Source organism: Endozoicomonas sp. Z74, from assembly GCF_057680865.1.
Genome location: NZ_JBLYZI010000011.1, coordinates 64,986 through 82,055, shown reverse-complemented (window position 1 = coordinate 82,055; position 17,070 = coordinate 64,986). Strand labels below are relative to the sequence as shown.

15 protein-coding genes are annotated in these 17,070 nt (G+C 52.3%); 12 read left to right on the top strand and 3 right to left on the bottom strand.

The genetic code is table 11. The features are described 5' to 3' along the window. Nucleotides 1-71: 71 nt before the first annotated feature. On the bottom strand, nt 72-1,838 hold the full coding sequence (locus tag ACNRUY_RS05275; RefSeq protein WP_488110595.1) for a PI-PLC domain-containing protein: 1,767 nt from the start codon (nt 1,836-1,838) through the stop codon (nt 72-74). A gap of 140 nt (nt 1,839-1,978) precedes the next feature. Between ACNRUY_RS05275 and ACNRUY_RS05270 the strand changes: the two genes are divergently transcribed. Together ACNRUY_RS05270 and ACNRUY_RS05265 are read left to right on the top strand one after the other, a co-directional pair. After that, nucleotides 1,979-2,254, top strand: a complete 276-nt coding sequence (locus tag ACNRUY_RS05270; protein ID WP_488110594.1) for an ankyrin repeat domain-containing protein — start codon at nt 1,979-1,981, stop codon at nt 2,252-2,254. Further along, nucleotides 2,193-2,798 (top strand): ankyrin repeat domain-containing protein, encoded by a 606-nt coding sequence (locus ACNRUY_RS05265; RefSeq protein WP_488110593.1) that lies wholly within the window; start codon nt 2,193-2,195, stop codon nt 2,796-2,798. Before ACNRUY_RS05270 ends, ACNRUY_RS05265 begins: the two co-directional genes overlap by 62 nt. 201 nt (nt 2,799-2,999) lie before the next feature. On the opposite strand, the gene amrA is transcribed toward ACNRUY_RS05265, so the two are convergent. Further along, complete coding sequence (amrA, locus tag ACNRUY_RS05260; RefSeq protein ID WP_488110592.1) at nt 3,000-3,665, bottom strand: AmmeMemoRadiSam system protein A; 666 nt, start codon at nt 3,663-3,665, stop codon at nt 3,000-3,002. A gap of 99 nt (nt 3,666-3,764) precedes the next feature. Then, complete coding sequence (amrB, locus tag ACNRUY_RS05255; RefSeq protein WP_488110591.1) at nt 3,765-4,544, bottom strand: AmmeMemoRadiSam system protein B; 780 nt, start codon at nt 4,542-4,544, stop codon at nt 3,765-3,767. A 182-nt stretch (nt 4,545-4,726) separates the two neighbouring features. Here amrB and amrS point away from each other — a divergent pair, with 182 nt between their 5' ends. From amrS to gspJ, 10 genes are all read left to right on the top strand, one after another. Continuing rightward, nucleotides 4,727-5,821, top strand: coding sequence for an AmmeMemoRadiSam system radical SAM enzyme (gene amrS, locus ACNRUY_RS05250; protein ID WP_488110590.1), 1,095 nt, complete (start codon nt 4,727-4,729; stop codon nt 5,819-5,821). A 73-nt stretch (nt 5,822-5,894) separates the two neighbouring features. Next, the gene (locus ACNRUY_RS05245; protein WP_488110589.1) at nt 5,895-8,375 is read left to right on the top strand and encodes a hypothetical protein; all 2,481 of its coding nucleotides are present in this window, start codon (nt 5,895-5,897) and stop codon (nt 8,373-8,375) included. A 276-nt stretch (nt 8,376-8,651) separates the two neighbouring features. Beyond that, complete coding sequence (gene gspC, locus ACNRUY_RS05240; protein WP_488110588.1) at nt 8,652-9,545, top strand: type II secretion system protein GspC; 894 nt, start codon at nt 8,652-8,654, stop codon at nt 9,543-9,545. An 86-nt stretch (nt 9,546-9,631) separates the two neighbouring features. Continuing rightward, nucleotides 9,632-11,743: a type II secretion system secretin GspD gene (gspD, locus tag ACNRUY_RS05235; protein WP_488110587.1), complete on the top strand. Its 2,112-nt coding sequence runs from the start codon at nt 9,632-9,634 to the stop codon at nt 11,741-11,743. Beyond that, nucleotides 11,740-13,254, top strand: a complete 1,515-nt coding sequence (gspE, locus tag ACNRUY_RS05230) for a type II secretion system ATPase GspE (protein ID WP_488110586.1) — start codon at nt 11,740-11,742, stop codon at nt 13,252-13,254. Before gspD ends, gspE begins: the two co-directional genes overlap by 4 nt. 2 nt (nt 13,255-13,256) lie before the next feature. Then, nucleotides 13,257-14,498 (top strand): type II secretion system inner membrane protein GspF, encoded by a 1,242-nt coding sequence (gene gspF, locus ACNRUY_RS05225; protein WP_488110585.1) that lies wholly within the window; start codon nt 13,257-13,259, stop codon nt 14,496-14,498. Nucleotides 14,499-14,714: 216 nt separating this feature from the next. Next, nucleotides 14,715-15,176, top strand: coding sequence for a type II secretion system major pseudopilin GspG (gspG, locus tag ACNRUY_RS05220; protein WP_488110584.1), 462 nt, complete (start codon nt 14,715-14,717; stop codon nt 15,174-15,176). Between the two features lie 2 nt (nt 15,177-15,178). Then, a complete protein-coding gene (gspH, locus tag ACNRUY_RS05215) occupies nt 15,179-15,820 on the top strand; it encodes a type II secretion system minor pseudopilin GspH (RefSeq protein WP_488110583.1) in 642 nt (213 codons plus the stop codon). A gap of 107 nt (nt 15,821-15,927) precedes the next feature. After that, on the top strand, nt 15,928-16,419 hold the full coding sequence (gene gspI / locus ACNRUY_RS05210; protein WP_488110582.1) for a type II secretion system minor pseudopilin GspI: 492 nt from the start codon (nt 15,928-15,930) through the stop codon (nt 16,417-16,419). Next, entirely contained in the window at nt 16,416-17,069 is a 654-nt protein-coding gene (gspJ, locus tag ACNRUY_RS05205) for a type II secretion system minor pseudopilin GspJ (RefSeq protein ID WP_488110581.1), read from the top strand. Before gspI ends, gspJ begins: the two co-directional genes overlap by 4 nt. Nucleotide 17,070 lies beyond the last annotated feature (1 nt).

Genomic DNA, 17,070 nt, shown 5'->3' with positions numbered 1-17,070 from the left:
GCTTATCAGTGAGCGAGGAGAATTTGGAAAACAGGGCTTTTGCAGACATCGAAAGACAGGAAAAACCCTGATTATACAGGCTGTTTCTTGATGGCGCTGTTCAATTGGTGATCATGTTTTTGCCCTGCCCATTTCCCTCCCGGGAGATTCATGATTTCATCAATCTGTTCGGTGGTGATATGAGGCGCGATTTCATCCGTTGAGAACTTGCCGAACTCAAGATCCATATCAATACCGTGTTCCATGATCGTGCGGTCTTCCCAGACGCTCTCAAGGGGCATATCGCGAAATCCGGTTTCACCAGTGCCTGCTTCGATATATCGGTTGTGGTTGAAATCGACTACTTTGAACCCTTCGTCACGAATCTCTTCAATGGTTGGAGCACGCCCCAGCCGGGAGAACATATTACTGTATTCATGAGAGTCCAGAACGGCATCACGGCCAAAGGCATTTTCCAGTGCATCTCTGGGCAGGTTTTCCCGGTTCTCAAAATTCAGGAACAGCACTTCGTCATGATTCCCCGGCTCTTCCAGCCAGTTGTTCATGGTTTCCAGCACATTATCCAGTTTGGGAATACTGTCATTGCTGACGGTAGAATCAAAGATGCCACCATGGTTGATAACGATTTCATTATTATGTTCGTGCAAATCAAGGTCAAACCCCCGAATCGGGGTTTTGTCCAGCATGTCCTCGAGGTGCATATTTTGATTGGTGGCGAGTAATGGTAATGACCCTTTGCCGGGAACAGCCTCAGTATTGTGTGCGGCAAATATCTTTATTTGATCGATAGGTACATCCTTTGGTGAAATATGATCAAACATACTGGTGTCATGGGGAGGCTGCAGGGCGCTGGCAGTTGCTACGCTGGCTCCTGATGCAACAGCACCTGCTACTGCGCCTGCAAGCAGCCCTGTTTCGAGCCTCTGGTTACCTGCTGGCTTTTTAAACGCTTTGGCTGCGCGCGTACTCTGGAGGTTCTGGCTCAGTTTATTCAGCTTTTTTTCAAGGGCTTCTTGCTTGATAGGACGAACAGTGCTTTGCCTGTCTTTCATGTAGTCAGGCTTATACTGCCGGTCAAATTCCAGATAATCATCCAGGGTGATGCTTGTTTTTCCCTGTTCCAGGCAATATTGAAGCAGCTTTTCTTCCTTGCCCTGAGAGAAGAGTATTCGCTTGGGTAATGTTAACTTTTTATGCTGTATGGGGCTTGAGTCAAACAGGTTTTGATTGATTTGATTCAGCCGGTCCTGAATGTCTGCTGAATGATAAATGGGCAGTTCAAATAGAGACGTTTGAGAAAATAATTTATCGACACTCCTTTCACGGCTCTCTTGTTCGAGAGAAAGGTTTTTTTTCTGATTTAATGGGTAATAATCTTCTAACGTTACCCGCCGGTTCTCCCTGATAGCAGTATCTCTCAGATCCTGAATAATGGCCTCTGTCCAGAAGAGTGGTTCATCAATACGGCTTTCATCATCAAAAAAAGCTTCATTGATGAAGCCTTCTGCATTTTTACAGAAATTGTGAATATAAGCTTCATCTTCAGAGTATGCGCTGTCAACAGAGCTTTCTGAGGTGATGGATGCTGTATCAGATAGATCCTTCGCAGAGGATATTGAGTGGGAGTCTGTGTCATACCCCGAATCACCCAGGGATGTGATGCTTCGCTCTGACAGTCTTCTTTCCAGCGGTTTTCCTGAGCTGGCATTAGGCAGGCAGGGGTCGCCAACTTTATGAGAGGCTAACTTATGCCCATTTTTATATACAGGTTTGTTTGTTTTTTCCGGATTTGTATCAGCTATCTGTTGCTGAAAGGGTTTCCCTGGTTCAATATTCATAGTTCAATTTTGTGGGGGGGGTGGTTCTTTATTTCGGCTATTGATTTGAAATGATGAAGCTGAGCTAAAGCATGAAACGGCTAATTAAAAATGAACTTTTTCAGAAATGTATAAACAAATAAATAAACAGGAGTTAAGGGGTGAATCAAAAGCTACTGATGGATGCTTTTAAAGGTGAGAGTGATACGGTTAAAGCCTTGCTGGCAAAAGGGGCTGCCCCTAATCACCTGGATCCATATAAATACACGCCGTTGCATCGTGCAGTACAAAATAGCAGTCATGACGTCATTAAAGCCCTGCTGAAGCACGGTGCAGATGCGACCCTCAGGAATTCTGCTGGAATGACTGCTCTGGATGTTGCTGTTGATGAGAAGGGGGATGATGTTGTCAAAACCTCTGCTAGAGGAGGGGGCTAACGCAAATGGCAGTGATACAGCGGTTATCCCCCCGGGTTGCTCCACACCATTGTACGAGGCAACAAGGAAAGGGAATACGGAGATCGTTCAACTTCTGCTGGACAAAGGCGCTGATCCAAATGTTGCCAGTCGCAAGACAGGTGAGTGCCCGCTGCATATGGCTGCCAGATTGGGGCATGTCAAGACGGTCAAATCGTTGCTTGAGCACAAGGCTGATCCGAATGCCGCCATAGAGCGAGGTGAAACCCCGCTGCATTTGAGTGTTGAACAAAGGTTTCCTGAGATCGTCAAAACTCTGCTGGAATACTGCGCTAATCCGAATGCGGTCGATGACGGTGGTATGACTCCGCTGCACGTTGCAGCAGAGAGGGGGGAGGTTGAAACCGTCAAGCTCCTGCTGGCCAGCGGAGCCATACCGACTCTCAGGAATACTGGAAAGAGGACGGCTCTGGATTGCGGGGTAAACCCGGAGGTGAAAAGAGTTATTAAAAATCAGATCCCTCATTTACCTCTGACGCTCCTGTATACGTGCCCGCTTGGTTGAGGGGCAGGCAAACCTTGGTCTGACCCTGAAGGAAAAGTCAGAACGTCTGCCGCTGCCCAGATCATTGATAGATTACATCAGTAACCCGCTGACAATTTAGGTGAGTCTGGCTAATGTTCCGTTTTCGCGCGGTTTTTTTGAGGCTATCTGAGGCGTACGATGAACTCAGGTTTTTTCTGAGGAGAAAAAAGCATAGAAGCATTAGCCGGGTTGGGGGGCTTGTGGCTCCTCAAACTGAAAACACTGGTATCGAAAACACTCCATATCTTCTGGCCAGACTCCCGGTGGCATCCCCGCCTTGTGTTTTAAATGGGCGAGAAACTGGCGGGGGTTGGGCAGCTGTTCCCAGACCTGGGGCAGAAAAGTGGCTGAGTACCGAGGGTTTCTTATCAGCAAGCCGTCGACCCCTGGTCGAAGTTGTTGCAGGAGATCTTTCTCACCGGACACTGTCATGGGTTGTTGTGGTGTCAATATTGATATTTCTATCTGAATCGTTCCCAGCTCATTTTCCGTAACGGGAGGGAAGCGCTGATCCCTGAAGGCACTGGCAAATGCATTGTTCATAACGTCGTCCAGAAGCGGCCGGTACGCCTGGGTTGACCCTATACACCCCCGCAGCGTTTGATTACCTGCTGGGTCTGATTTATGCAAAGTGACAAAACAGGCACCTTCTCTTAAGAAAAGGTCCGGTTGTGAGGCGTGCTTCGGTTCTGGGGGGGTTCCCCGGCTGCACCCCTGGGCGATGGTCTGGCGTGCCAGCCTGAGCAGTTCTTTTTTCTGGCTCTCTGTCAGAAGGGGCGACCCGGACTGGTCTTCGTGGGTTTGGTGGCTACTGTCTTCAGGGGCTTTGGGGAAATCAATGGGCACTGTGTCTCTTCCTGTTCAGGGGCTGCATGGCGCGGAGCCTGCCACGGCTGGCAGGCTACCGGGGGTGTTATCGTCACCCGGGCCGTTCCCTGAATGGCACTACTGGATAACAAAAGCTCCGTAACCCACCACCCGGCTTTTATCCCCAGCCGTGTCCCCGGAGTTCCTCACATCCAGAGTGATGACTTCCATGCCCCGGCGCTGGGCCACTTTCAGCAGGCCGTTTAGAGGATAGCAGCCACAGGCCTGGCCGCCGGTCAGATTGCTGCTCAGTTGCTCTATGGCTTTTACCGTCAGGCCGTCCCGGTGGCAGGCCTCTTCATAATTGTGATAATGGCTCAGGTCAGAGCTGATGATCACCAGGGTTTCACTGCCTCCCCAGAGGTGTTCAAGGACTTCGGCCACGGCCAGAGGGCTGGTATCTCCTACCACAATGGGAATCAGCTTGAAATCGTTCAGGCAGGTCTGAAGAAAGGGGCACTGGACTTCCAGGCTGTGCTCGGCGGTATGGGCTTCATCCATTTTTTGTACCTGGCTGAATTTAAGTAGCCCATTCATGGCTTCCTGATCCAGTGGAATGTTACCCAGAGGTGTGGCGAATGATTCGCAGTCTGGAAGTGCCATGCCTTCCAGGGGAACCCTGTGAGAAGGTCCTAACAGCACTACGCGTCGTATGTTTTTTTTAAGGGAGTCCAGCAGACGATAGGCGCTGGCGGCCACCGGACCGGAATAAATAAAACCGGCATGGGGCACAATCAGTGCTTTGGGGGATAAATCCCTAGGGTCTGAGTCGTCGAGTAAATCCCTGATGAAGCGATCCAGGGCACTGGCAGAGCCGGGATAAAATGTCCCTGCCACGGCGGGCTGGCGAATAATCATTATGGGTTCTCCCCCGAGGAATGGCTCTATAATTATAGTCTCCGCTCTTTGCCGGGGCACCTGTTATTACCCGGTAATTGAGGAATAGAAGTAACCTGTCACAGTATGTGTGCCCTTTATTTATACAACGATTGTCCGGGAATGGCTGGCGGTGAAGACAAAATAGACAGGAGATGATCAGGATGAAGACTCCTCCGGAAAGTGTAACGACTGAATACTGGCATGCTCTGGAAGATGGTCGTATTCAATGTGACCTGTGCCCCCGGGCCTGCCGTCTCCGGGAGGGGCAGCAGGGGCTGTGTTTTGTCCGTTCCCGTAAAAATAACCAGATTGTCCTGACCAGCTATGGCCGTTCCAGTGGCTTCTGTATTGATCCGGTTGAAAAGAAGCCCCTGAACCATTTTCTGCCGGGAACTCCTGTGCTTTCTTTTGGCACGGCAGGCTGCAACCTGGCCTGCAAATTCTGCCAGAACTGGGATATGAGCAAGTCCCGTGAGATGGATACCCTGGCGGACCAGGCAATGCCTGAACAGTTGGCAGATGCCGCTGAGCAATTGGGCTGTCGCTCCCTGGCCTTTACCTACAATGATCCGGTTATTTTTATGGAATATGCGGTGGATGTGGCTGAGGCCGCCGCCCAGAGGGGAATCAAGTCCATTGCCGTCTCTGCCGGTTATATTTGTGACGCTCCCCGCGAACCCTTTTTCCGTGTCATGGATGCGGCCAATATTGATCTCAAGGCATTCAGTGAGTCCTTTTACCGGAAGATCTGTGGTGGCTCTCTGCAGCCGGTTCTGGAAACCCTTAAATACCTGAAACATGAAACCGAGGTGTGGTTTGAGCTGACCACTCTGCTGATTCCGGGAGAGAATGATTCTGACCGTGAATTGAATGATATGTGTCAGTGGATTGTTGAAAACCTGGGGGTGGAGGTTCCGATTCACTTCACGGCCTTTCACCCTGACTGGAAGATGCTCTCTCATCCCCCCACGCCACCGGAAACATTAACCCGGGCCAGGCAGATAGCCATTAACCATGGCATTCGTTATGCGTACACCGGCAATGTTCATGATTCTGCGGGGGGGAGTACTCACTGTCATCAGTGTGGAGAGCTGTTAATAGAACGGGACTGCTATGTCCTGGGTCAGTGGCATGTACGGGCCTCCTCGTCAGGGAAAGGATGCTGTGCCCACTGTGGTGCAGAGCTGGCCGGTGTTTACGAAAATCAGGCGGGCCAGTGGGGGAGTCGGAGGCTTCCGGTACGAATGGTCTCCTGAATTCGGCCGTTAACTGTTAATAGAGTCGAAAAGCAGGCTGATTCTGATACGGCATCTCAGGGAGGAAAACGATATGGGGGGGAAAACAGGAAGTGTCCAGCCTGGTCAGCCAGGTTATGACAGCATGCCTCAGGAGCAGGGTGAGGCGTTGCCTGAGATGGGTAAAATGGATACCCGCAAAGTCACCAAAGGAGATGGCCTGCGTCAAACCGATGGGATTGAACTTCAATCTTCCTTTTCTGCGGGTGAAAAGAGAAGGCCGGTGGATAGACCTGTAGAGGTTGTATCGGAACCCCTGGAGCCAGATGCCCAGGCCTTTCAGGAGCTGGATCAATGCTTCCCCAGCGAACAGCGCACATTAAAAAAAGCATACGCCCGCTATGAGCGGGATCTATTACTGGAAGAATCCCTCCAGACTCTGGAAGATTTTTCTCATATTCTTGAATCTCAGGCTTATTGTGAGCGTCATGCCGGTCCTGATCCCTTTGAAGCCCTGAGAAACTATAAAGTTCCCGGTGGGCTCCGGGTGGAAGTGATCCTTGAGCCTGAGAACAGGCCGTTTACTCTGATCCCCTTCAAGGAGCGCAACTGTAACCGCAAAATGTATGAACGGCTGGTCCAGTTATGTCAGGAGTTGCTGGAAGAGCATCGTCAAGAGCACCCTGTGGCGTCAGGTGTTGACGACCTGATTGAGAAGGTGGAAGCAAAGGTCAGGGAAAAAGCCCTGTCGCTACCCGGAATAATCGATGATGTCCAGGTGGATGGGTGGTTTGAGCAGCAGAAACCCCAGAGTCCTGGATTTACACTTCGGGGCACCCAGGAGAAAGTCCAGTCATTCCTTAAAGGGGGGGCTGGGGTCAGGAGCTGTGCAGTTTGCTGCCACAGAAAGCAAGCTCTTCCCGGTCAGAAGCCGTCACTCAATGGAAAAACGCCTCAGGGTGAAGCGCTTCCTGCTGGATTTCCTCAGCGTTCTGTCTACAGCCCGGAAAGATCCGATCAATTTTCTGACAGTGGCTCTCTAATTAGCAGTGAAGCATCTTATGAGTCCAGAGAATGGAATGAGTCGTGGTTCCAGAAAGGGGAGGGTATTGAAGAGGGGTTTGACCCGGACCGTGAAGAGATTCAGGGCATGACCATGACGCTGCCCCCTGAAAGTGAGGAAGAGGTTTTTGACGAAGTTGTTTTTGATGAAGAGACCGAAGTGAAGAAACCCTTTGGTCATTCTCCCGAGATTGCACAGGTCGCTCCATATACGAGCCCAGACACCAACCCTTTCACGATAGTTGATTACCTGGCGGATGAACCCATTGCTCAGTCTGAACCTGAATCCGAGTCTGAAACCGTTGAATTGCCGGACAAACCCATCGATCGCGATCATCCGAGGTATAAAACCACACCGCATACGGGTGACTATTTTGGTTTCAGCAAAAGCCACAAAAACAAACCTGATTGGGATTATAAAACCCGTGATGCAGAGAAAAGTCGGTCAGGAGGAGTGGTAGCGGTAGAGATATCTCACAAGCAAAAAACTGATCAGAAAAAAACACACCGGCTCCAGTATGAATATGTAACCACCCAGACTGACAGGCAGGCTGTCAGGGCTCTGGAGCAAGACCTGAAACAAAATCTAAAGCAATCCAAGAGCTTTGAATTGACCCCGGACAACTTTGGGCAGTTCAAGCAACAGCTGAAGCTAATGAAACCGGAGAGCTTTCCCCCAATCCATATCATAAGGGGCGACGTTGCCCGGCAAAAGCAGCATGTGGTTGACAGTGCAAAGGCTAAGGGAGCCAGGGTGGTGGTTTGCAACGCCTCCCAGCTGAATTATCAGGAGCAGTTGAAAGAGACGCACAATATCAAAACGGGCATCAAAGGGGTGTATGGTGATCATACGTTTGGGCCCGGAATGGTGAAAACCGTACCGGGTGGACCGGAATTACTGGCTCACACGCTGGTGGCGGGTAATGACCAGACGTTTTGCGGGGCCCTGGCTGACTTTTTTGAGGTCTTTCTCAAAGAGAATCCAGGCTATCAGGGAAAAATCTGGAATAAAGGGGGCTACTATCACTCAACCTTTACCCCAGAGGACTGGGCCTTTTTTGCGAAAAAACTGGCAGCGTCAGAAACACGGGTCGAAGGTTTTTCCTGGTCTGCAGGTGATGAAGGGGAGGGAGATCAGGTAAAGGTCTACCAGACCGGTGGCATCAACTCCGGAAACAGTGACGGGGCTCTGTATGGAGCGATGCATGAAAAAAGCCCGCCACCGGAGTTTGTGGAATTTCTGATTATTTTTCTTCAGGTGCGCAATGCCCTGTTAAAAGAAGCCTCCAGGGGGGAGCCGGTGGTTTTTCATAGTACCCGCATTGGGGAGGGGGTCTTTGGCAACACTGAACATGTCTCGGCTCTGGCCCATTTGTACGCCTACCGAAGTCTGCCCGAGTCGGTTCGTGGGAATATCCAGTCCATCAATATCGGGACATACGGTGAAGAGGAAACCGATCGGTTGAGCAGATATCTTGGTCACCTGAAGCCAGGTTTGGTAGATTTGTCGTAGTTCTGTGACGGAAATCATGAAAAGTTCATCAGAAATTCATCCGAGAGCAAGGATGAAAGGTGGTTTTCATGGTAAAAAAACAACAAAAATGGATATTCATTGATATTGAACATCGCTATAAATTCAAATATCTTGTTTAATCGTTTCGATATGGGTTCAGGGCAGAAAGTTTCCACCTCTGGTTTTGTTTAAAAACGTCATTTGTCTTTTTTAGGGGGCTGCTTTTAACCATTTCTGATGGGTCAGAAAAGGTGAGGAGTACAGCGCGGTTAACGAGTGTTAATATCATTAATTTCTAACAATAACGGGTCCTCATGGGAAGGGGAAGGAAGGCGGCGTCAGTCCTGGCTGGTCAGTAACAGGCTGTCAAAGTGTGTCCTGGCCTGCGAAGTGATCCTGGTGGTTCTTCTGGCCTGGCAGCTTGCCTCCCTGACCTGGATGCTGATACCGGTGGGCGAGGGGGATTCTGTTTCGTGGCGGGCAGAGTCCGTGGGACAGCCGGCGTCTTCCTCCAGCCTCAGTTATCAATCCCTGGATCAACTTCATTTGTTCGGTGTGCCTGAAGTACCAGAGGTCGCCAGCAGTCCTGCCATTAATCCCGATGAAGTGCCCCGCTCCCGGCTAAGTGCCAGGATTACCGGTATTGTGGCCAGCAGCACTCCTGAGCGATCGCTGGCCATTATCAGTCATCGCTCTTCGGACGACACATATCGTATAGGTGACAAGATCAAAGGCACCAGTGCCGAAGTGGTGGATATTTATCCGGACCGGGTCATTGTGCTGAACAGGGGGCAGCATGAGGCGCTGCTGCTGTATCCAAACGAGCGCCAGTCAAAAACAGCGGCAAAGCCGGTGGCTGCCCGGAAGGATACGGGAAAAATACCGGCAGGGCTGATGGACAGACCTGCTTCCGTACTTGAGCTGATCAGCGTTTCCCCGGTTCGCCGGGAAGGGGCGCTGGTGGGTTACCGGCTGAACCCCAAACAGCGGCCTGAGCAATTCGCTGAGGCGGGGCTGAAAAATAACGATATTGCCTTATCCATTAACGGTTATGACCTTACCGACCAGGGGGAGGCCATGAAGCTGTTGAAAGAACTTCCAAAGCTTGACCGGATTTCACTCACCGTCGAGCGCAATGGCCAGATTTACCAAATTGACTTTTCCTCATGATGAACATCCAGACACACTCTAAGAAAATCAGGTTATTGCCAGGCTTGGGCGGCCTTTTCCGGGGGCTTTCTTTTCAGGCTTTTTTAATGAAAGGGCTTTGTGCCGCCGTGGTTCTGTCTTCAAGCCTGGCTTCTGTGGGCCATGCTTTTGCGGCAAGTGTGGAGAGAGTGGAGGCTTCCTCCGGGCAGTATTCCGCCAGTTTTCAGAACGCCAAAATCCAGGAGTTCGTGAATACAGTCAGTGCCAACCTGAACAAGACCATTATTCTGGATCCCGCTGTTCAGGGCTCCATTACGGTGCGCTCCTACGACACCTTCAATGAAGAGCAGTATTATCAGTTTTTCCTTAGTGTACTGGATGTCCATGGTTTCGCGGTGGTGGATCTGGGCAATAATGTGCTCAAAGTGATCCGTGACAAGGATGCGAAAACCAGTGCCGTTCATGTAGCAGACAGCAAGCATCCCGGTAAGGGAGATGAGGTGGTCAGCTGGGTGATGCAGGTGAAAAATGTTCCTGTGCGCGAACTGTCGCCCATTCTGCGTCAGTTGAATGATACTGCGGGAAATGTGGTTCATTATGACCCTTCTAATATCCTTCTGATGACTGGCCGTGCCGGCAATATTGAGCGGCTGGTGGATATTGTCCAGCGAATTGACCGGGCAGGTGGCAAAACCATTGAGATCATTTCCCTGGTCCATGGCTCTGCGCCGGAGATGGCCAGGATTCTCAAGGCGCTTCAGCAGGAGACCGGTGCCAAAAGCCGGGGGGGCAACGATGTCTCCGTAGTCTCTGATGATGTGGGTAATCGCATTATTATTTCCGGGCAAACGGAACAGGTTTTCCGGATCAAAAACCTGGTGGCCCGGCTGGACCAGGAACAGAAAAGCACCGGGAATACCCGTGTCTTCTATTTGAAATACTCCAATGCCGAAGACCTGAAACCGGTTCTGGAAGGGGTGGGTCAGACGGTTCTGGCAGAAAAAAGTGGCAGCAGTAAAGCCCCTGCAAGCAGTGGCAGTTTTAGTATTAATGCCCATAACCAGACCAACTCCCTGGTGATTACCGCCCAGCCGGATATGATGAAAACCCTTGAAAGTGTGGTGCATCAGCTGGATATCCGCCGGGCTCAGGTACTGGTGGAAGCCATTATTGTCGAAGTCACCGATGGCGATGGTGTCAATCTGTCCTTCCAGCTGGCCGGGGAGAACGGCAGCATCATGCAGTTTCAGAACGGTAAAACGGTGCCCATCAGCAGTATTGTTCATGGGATGAAGGAAGCGGAAGATACACCGGGTTCCACTGTTATTGATAATGGTATAAAAACCGAAAACCCTGACATAAAGGGTGACTACTCTGTTCTGGCCAAGGCCCTGTCCGGTGTGTCCGGTGCAGCCTTTACCATTACCTCCGGTGACTGGACAGCCCTGCTCCAGGCGGTGACCAGCTCTTCCAAGTCCAATGTGCTGGCCACACCCAGCCTGGTGACCCTTGATAATGAAGAAGCGTCGTTTATTGTCGGTGATGAGGTGCCAACCCTGACCGGCTCCACTTCCAGTTCCAATAATGACAACCCTTACCAGACCATTGAGCGTAAAGAAGTGGGGGTGAAGCTGAATATCAAACCCCAGATCAATGAAGGCAATGCGGTCAAGCTGCTGATTGAGCAGGAAGTCTCCAATATTAACGGCACCACACCGGTGGACATCACCTTTGCCACCCGGAAAGTGAAAACCTCGGTGATGGTGGGGTCTGGGGATACCGTGGTGATTGGCGGACTGATCGACGAGGATGTTCAGGAAAGTGTCTCCAAAGTGCCTTTGCTGGGTGATATCCCCCTGTTGGGCGTGCTATTCCGCTCTACCTCCAGCTCCACCAAAAAGCGTAACCTGATGGTGTTTATCCGACCGACGATTGTGCGGGATGATGCCATGCTGGCCAACATCAGCGGGCAGAAATACAGCCTTATCCGTGCCAGGCAACTGGACCGCCGGGATGAAGGGGTTACCCTGATGCCGGATGCCGTTATTCCAGTGCTGCCTGAGCACCCTTCTCTGAGCAAGCAGGCCTCTGAATCCAGAGCAGCCAGTCCGGTGCAGGAAGAAAGCGGGTCCACGGAAGCGGATCATGAGACTTCTCACCAAAAGTCCCCTGAAAAGCAGGACTACCATCGGATTAACCGGCATGGAGGCTCACGGTGAGTACCGACAGCCCTGATGCCACCCTTCATGAAAAGATTCATGAAGCGATTGTGTTGCCCTTCTATTTTTCCCGGCGCTATGGCGTGTTGCTGGAGCAGGATGAAGAAGGGGAGTATCAACTGTTCTACAAAGACCAGCCTGAGGCCAGCGCTCTTACTGAAGTCCGTCGTCTGGTGCCGGGACGGCTGTCGGTGGTCCGGTTACCGGAAGAAGCGTTTGAGACCCGGCTGGCTGACTTCTATCAGCAGGACTCTTCAGCCGCCCGGCAGCTGATGCAGGATATTGGCAACGATGAAGGGCTCCACGCCCTGGCGGAAGAGCTGCCCGACAATGAAGACCTTCTGGAAGCGGACGACGGTGCTCCGATTATCCGGATGATCAATGCCATGCTCAGTGAGGCGATCAAGGACGGGGCTTCGGATATTCATGTGGAAACCTTTGAGAACTCCCTGGTCATCCGTTTTCGCATTGACGGTGTGCTCCGGGAGATTCTCCGTCCTCAGCGCCGGCTGGCGGCTGTGTTGATTTCCCGGATCAAGGTCATGGCCAAGCTGGACATTGCCGAGAAAAGGGTACCCCAGGATGGTCGTATATCCCTCCGGCTGGGTGGCCGTGCTGTGGATGTCCGGGTCTCCACTCTGCCATCCCGTCACGGTGAGCGGGTGGTTATGCGTCTGCTGGACCGGAACAGTGTGCAGCTGGATCTGGCCAGTCTGGGCATGACGGAAACCATCAGGGACAATATTCACACGCTGCTGCTGAAACCCCACGGTATTCTGCTGGTGACCGGACCCACCGGGTCAGGAAAAAGTACCACTCTGTATGCGGGACTCAGTACCATCAACAGCTTTGAGCGAAATATTCTGACCGTTGAAGATCCGGTGGAATTTGATCTTGAAGGGGTGGGGCAGACCCAGGTCAACCCCCGGGTGGATATGACCTTTGCTCGTGGCCTGCGGGCGATTCTCCGCCAGGATCCGGATGTGGTGATGGTGGGAGAAATCCGGGACCTGGAAACCGCAGAGATCGCCATTCAGGCTTCCCTGACCGGACACCTGGTGCTGAGCACGCTCCATACCAATACCGCGGTAGGTGCTGTCACCCGTTTACGGGATATGGGGATTGAGCCGTTTCTGCTGGCTTCCAGTCTGCTTGGGGTGCTTGCCCAGAGGCTGGTCCGGACATTATGTGTCGATTGTCGTTCACCCCGGGAGGCTTCGGAGTCTGAGCTGCAGTGGCTGGGTTTTTCCCGGGATGAAAAGGTGACAATATGGCAGGCCAATGGCTGCCCTGAGTGCAACCAATCGGGGTACAAGGGCAGAACCGGGATTCATGAGCTGTTTATGGTGGACGATACCGTGCGTCGTTTGATTCATGACGGCATGGGGGAGCAGGACCTGGAAAGTGCTATCAGACAACACTCACCCAGTATTCAGCAGGATGGAGCCAGTAAGGTATTGGCAGGCATTACCTCCCTTGAAGAGGTGATGCGGGTGACAAGGGAAGCATAGCCATGGCTGCATTCACCTATGAAGCGCTTGATGCCCGGGGAAGAAAACGAAAGGGGGTGCAGGAGGCTGACACCCCCAGGCAATTGCGCCAGCAGTTGCGGGCCGAAGGGCTTGCCCCAATCTCCATCGAGCGGGCGGAAACCACAGAACAAGACGGTGGTCAGGCAAAAGGGCGAACAAAGCACACCGGAAAATGGCGTCACCGTACTGCCAATGCAACTGAAATCACCCTGCTGACCCGGCAGCTGGCCACCCTGGTAGCCGCCGCCATTCCTCTGGAAGAGTGTCTGCAGGCTCTGTCCAGGCAGCAACAGAAAAGTCATTTAAAGGCGATGATTACCGCGGTCCGCTCGCGAGTGCTGGAAGGGCAGACATTGTCGGACAGTCTGGGGGCCTTTCCAAAGTCGTTTGATACCCTTTACTGCGCCATGGTGGCGGCCGGTGAAAAGTCGGGTAATCTGGCAACGGTTCTGGAACAGCTGGCAGATTACAACGAACAGCGACAGCAGATCCGCAGCAAGTTGATACAGGCAATGATTTACCCGGCCATTCTGACCATTGTCGCCATCAGTGTGATTGCCGCACTGCTGGCAACAGTGGTGCCCACCGTGGTTGAACAGTTTGCCCATATAGGGCAGGAATTGCCTGCCATGACCCGGGCGCTGATTGCCATGAGTGACTTCGTGCGCGGCTATGGCATACACATGCTGTTATCACTGCTGGTGATGTTGGTGATCCGGCAGAGGTTGCTCAAGAAGCCCGGGGCCCGGCTGGCCCATGACCGGGGGCTGCTTAAGGTGCCGGTGGTGGGGCCGACTGTGTCGGGAGTGGATACTGCCCGGTTTGCCAGAACCTTAAGCATTCTGACCAGCAGTACAGTGCCTTTGCTGGAAGGAATGAAGATCGCCAGTGATGTGCTGGGCAACCGGTATATCCAGAAAACGCTGAAAACAGCTTCTGAGCGGGTCCGGGAAGGTTCAAGCCTCTGGATGACCCTGGAGCAGACCGGGCTGTTCCCTCCCATGATGCTTCACATCATTGCCAGTGGTGAAAAGAGTGGTGAGCTGGAGCAGATGTTAAGGCGAGCCGCCGATGCCCAGGATCGACAGTTTGAGGCTCAGGTAAACATTGCCCTGAGCATTTTTGCGCCTCTGCTGATTGTGCTGATGGCGGGGATGGTGCTGTTTATTGTAATGGCCATTCTGACGCCGATGCTGGATTTGAATTCGCTGGTGGGTGGTTAGTGCATGAAAGCGTAAATATCCATAGACGCTTCCAGAAGAATGTTGAGAGACACTTTAACGTAGGTTGCGGCTGAACGAAGTGAAGCGCAACAGAAAAAGATACAGACGTTACCAGAGCCCGACCATCACAGAGTAGAGATTGTTTGGGTACTAGCGCTGCCCTGCACTGGAAGTATTTCTGGCAACAACCGATTGATTAAACAGGTATGAAAGACCATGGGTAGACAATTCTTTCTCAGACAATTAAACCCCCGTAAGGGAAACAGACAACGTGGTTTCTCATTGCTGGAAATCATGGTGGTGATTGTGATTCTCGGTGTCCTGGCCAGCATGGTGGCGCCGAATGTGATCGGCAACAAGGATAAGGCCGACCGGCAAAAGGCGGTCAGTGATATTGTGGCTCTGGAAAACGCCCTGGATATGTACAAGCTGGATAATAATTTCTATCCAACCACTGAGCAGGGGTTGGAGGCACTGGTGGAAAAACCTTCCGGTTCGCCGGAGCCAAAGGGATACCGAAAAAATGGCTATATCCGTCGCCTGCCCACAGACCCCTGGGGTAATGAATACCTGATGCAGAATCCGGGGCAGTACGGTGAGGTTGATATTTTCTCCGCCGGTCCCGATGGCCAGCCGGGAACGGATCAGGACATTGGCAACTGGGATCTGCCTTCCTGATTATGGGGGCGGACTGTTCCACAATCAGGCGTACAGTCCCGAGCGTTGCTTCGAAGACTGCTCTGAAAAATCCGCTGAATAAAAGCGTCAGGGGTTTTACGCTGCTGGAAATTATGCTGGTCCTGCTACTGATGGGGCTGGCAACGTCTATGGTGGTAACTTCCATCATGCCAGCAGACAGCGGTGCAGAGCTGAAAAAAATGGCAGGCAAGTTTGCCGCCCAGCTCCAGGCCGCTCATGAGGAGGCCATCCTCGAAGGCCGTGATTTCGGTGTGGTGGTGATGCCGGATTATTACGAGTTTGTGATGTACCGCGATGGGAAGTGGCAACCGGTAAAGGGGCGTCGTCTGTTGGGCCGGACATCGGTTGCAGAAGAGGTTCAGCTGACGGTGTACCCCGGTGAAAGTATCTGGCTCAAAGCTCTGGAGCAGGAGAAGGACAACAGTGACAGTGATTTTGCCTATACCTTCACCAGCTCTGAAGAGGATCAGCAAAAGACGGTACCAGACCTCTATATCTGGTCATCGGCGGAAGTCAGTCCAGCGGAGATTCGTTTCCAGAGCCGGAATAACCGTAGGGAGAGTGAGTCGGTGATGCTTGAGGAAATGGGCCGAATCTACCTTAAACCCCGGGGAGCCTCATGAGCGGGCACACTCTTTATATACCCGTCGTCTTTCAAGTTGCTACTTTGTTGGCTGCAGTCACTCACCCCGGTCACTTAGTTCATCTAAGCTCCCGGGGCTTCGTTCCCTTGCCGCCGCGTAGCAACTTGAAATCCTTTGGGTATAGCAGGATTGATAGCAACAGTACTGCCAGAAACTGTTCCGGCAGTAAGAGTGAATGGTTCAGTAAAAGTCACTCGTCTGGTTTTACCCTGCTGGAAGTGATGCTGGCGCTGGCCATTCTGGGCATGGTCGGGATTTCCATGACCACGGCAACGGGAGAGGGGGTAAATAACACCCGGATCATCCGTGAGAAAACCATGGCCCGCTGGGTGGCGGATAATGAACTGACTTCCATTGCCCTGGAGGGCCGCTGGCCAGGAACCAGCTGGAAAAAATACACCGTGGATCTGGCCAATACCCGCTGGTTTGTGCAGGTGCGCAGTGTTAAAACCGGTAACGATGATTTTCGTCAGGTGAACGTGGAGGTTCGGCTGGCGAAGGATGACAAAGAGCCCGCTCTTGCCCGGATGCAGATGTATATGGAGCAGGGAGCATCAGGCAGGCAGGCCCGGGGATGACCATCAGGACTTCTATGCACAGGGCATCTATGGAATTGCGGGCACAGTCACGGGGATTTACCCTGCTGGAGATGCTGGCGGCCATTGCCATTTTTACGCTGCTCAGCCTGAGCGCCCGGCAATTACTGCTCACGGTAATGAACAGCAGTGATGTCAGCATCGACCAGTTACAGCGACTGCAGGATGTCGAGTACGCGATGTTGATGATGGAGCAGGATTTTCGGCAACTGGTGGACCGGGGTGTCCGGGTGGATGGCAAAGTGACAGAGCAGTCACTGTTTGCCGGAGAAGATATGCTGGAAACCGATGACCAGGGTATTGCGTTTGTTCGTGCCAACTGGCGTAACCCCGGGCAACAGTTGCCCCGTTCAGAGTTGCAGAAAGTGTATTACCGGTTGAAAAAGGGCCGCCTTGAAAGAATGTACGACTATGTTCTGGATGCACCGGAAAACACCGAGCCGGTGGTGCGTCCTCTGCTGGAAGGCGTCAATGGATTACGGTTCCGTTTTTTTTACAATGATGGCTGGCAGGATCGAATGGGTGACCAGGCCACTTTGCCCCAGGGTGTCGCTGTGGTTCTGTCACTGGATGACCTTGGGGAGCTGGAGCGCCGCTTCCGGTTGCAGGGCTCGTGGACAAAAGCAGGATGAG

Excerpts from the sequence above, each read along its gene's own strand:
- ACNRUY_RS05275 (WP_488110595.1), bottom strand. The coding sequence starts at position 1,838 with ATGAATATTGAACCAGGGAAACCCTTTCAGCAACAGATAGCTGATACA.
- ACNRUY_RS05265 (WP_488110593.1), top strand. The coding sequence starts at position 2,193 with ATGTTGCTGTTGATGAGAAGGGGGATGATGTTGTCAAAACCTCTGCTA.
- amrB (WP_488110591.1), bottom strand. The coding sequence starts at position 4,544 with ATGATTATTCGCCAGCCCGCCGTGGCAGGGACATTTTATCCCGGCTCT.
- amrS (WP_488110590.1), top strand. The coding sequence starts at position 4,727 with ATGAAGACTCCTCCGGAAAGTGTAACGACTGAATACTGGCATGCTCTG.
- ACNRUY_RS05245 (WP_488110589.1), top strand. The coding sequence starts at position 5,895 with ATGGGGGGGAAAACAGGAAGTGTCCAGCCTGGTCAGCCAGGTTATGAC.
- gspD (WP_488110587.1), top strand. The coding sequence starts at position 9,632 with ATGAAAGGGCTTTGTGCCGCCGTGGTTCTGTCTTCAAGCCTGGCTTCT.
- gspF (WP_488110585.1), top strand. The coding sequence starts at position 13,257 with ATGGCTGCATTCACCTATGAAGCGCTTGATGCCCGGGGAAGAAAACGA.
- gspG (WP_488110584.1), top strand. The coding sequence starts at position 14,715 with ATGGGTAGACAATTCTTTCTCAGACAATTAAACCCCCGTAAGGGAAAC.
- gspH (WP_488110583.1), top strand. The coding sequence starts at position 15,179 with ATGGGGGCGGACTGTTCCACAATCAGGCGTACAGTCCCGAGCGTTGCT.
- gspJ (WP_488110581.1), top strand. The coding sequence starts at position 16,416 with ATGACCATCAGGACTTCTATGCACAGGGCATCTATGGAATTGCGGGCA.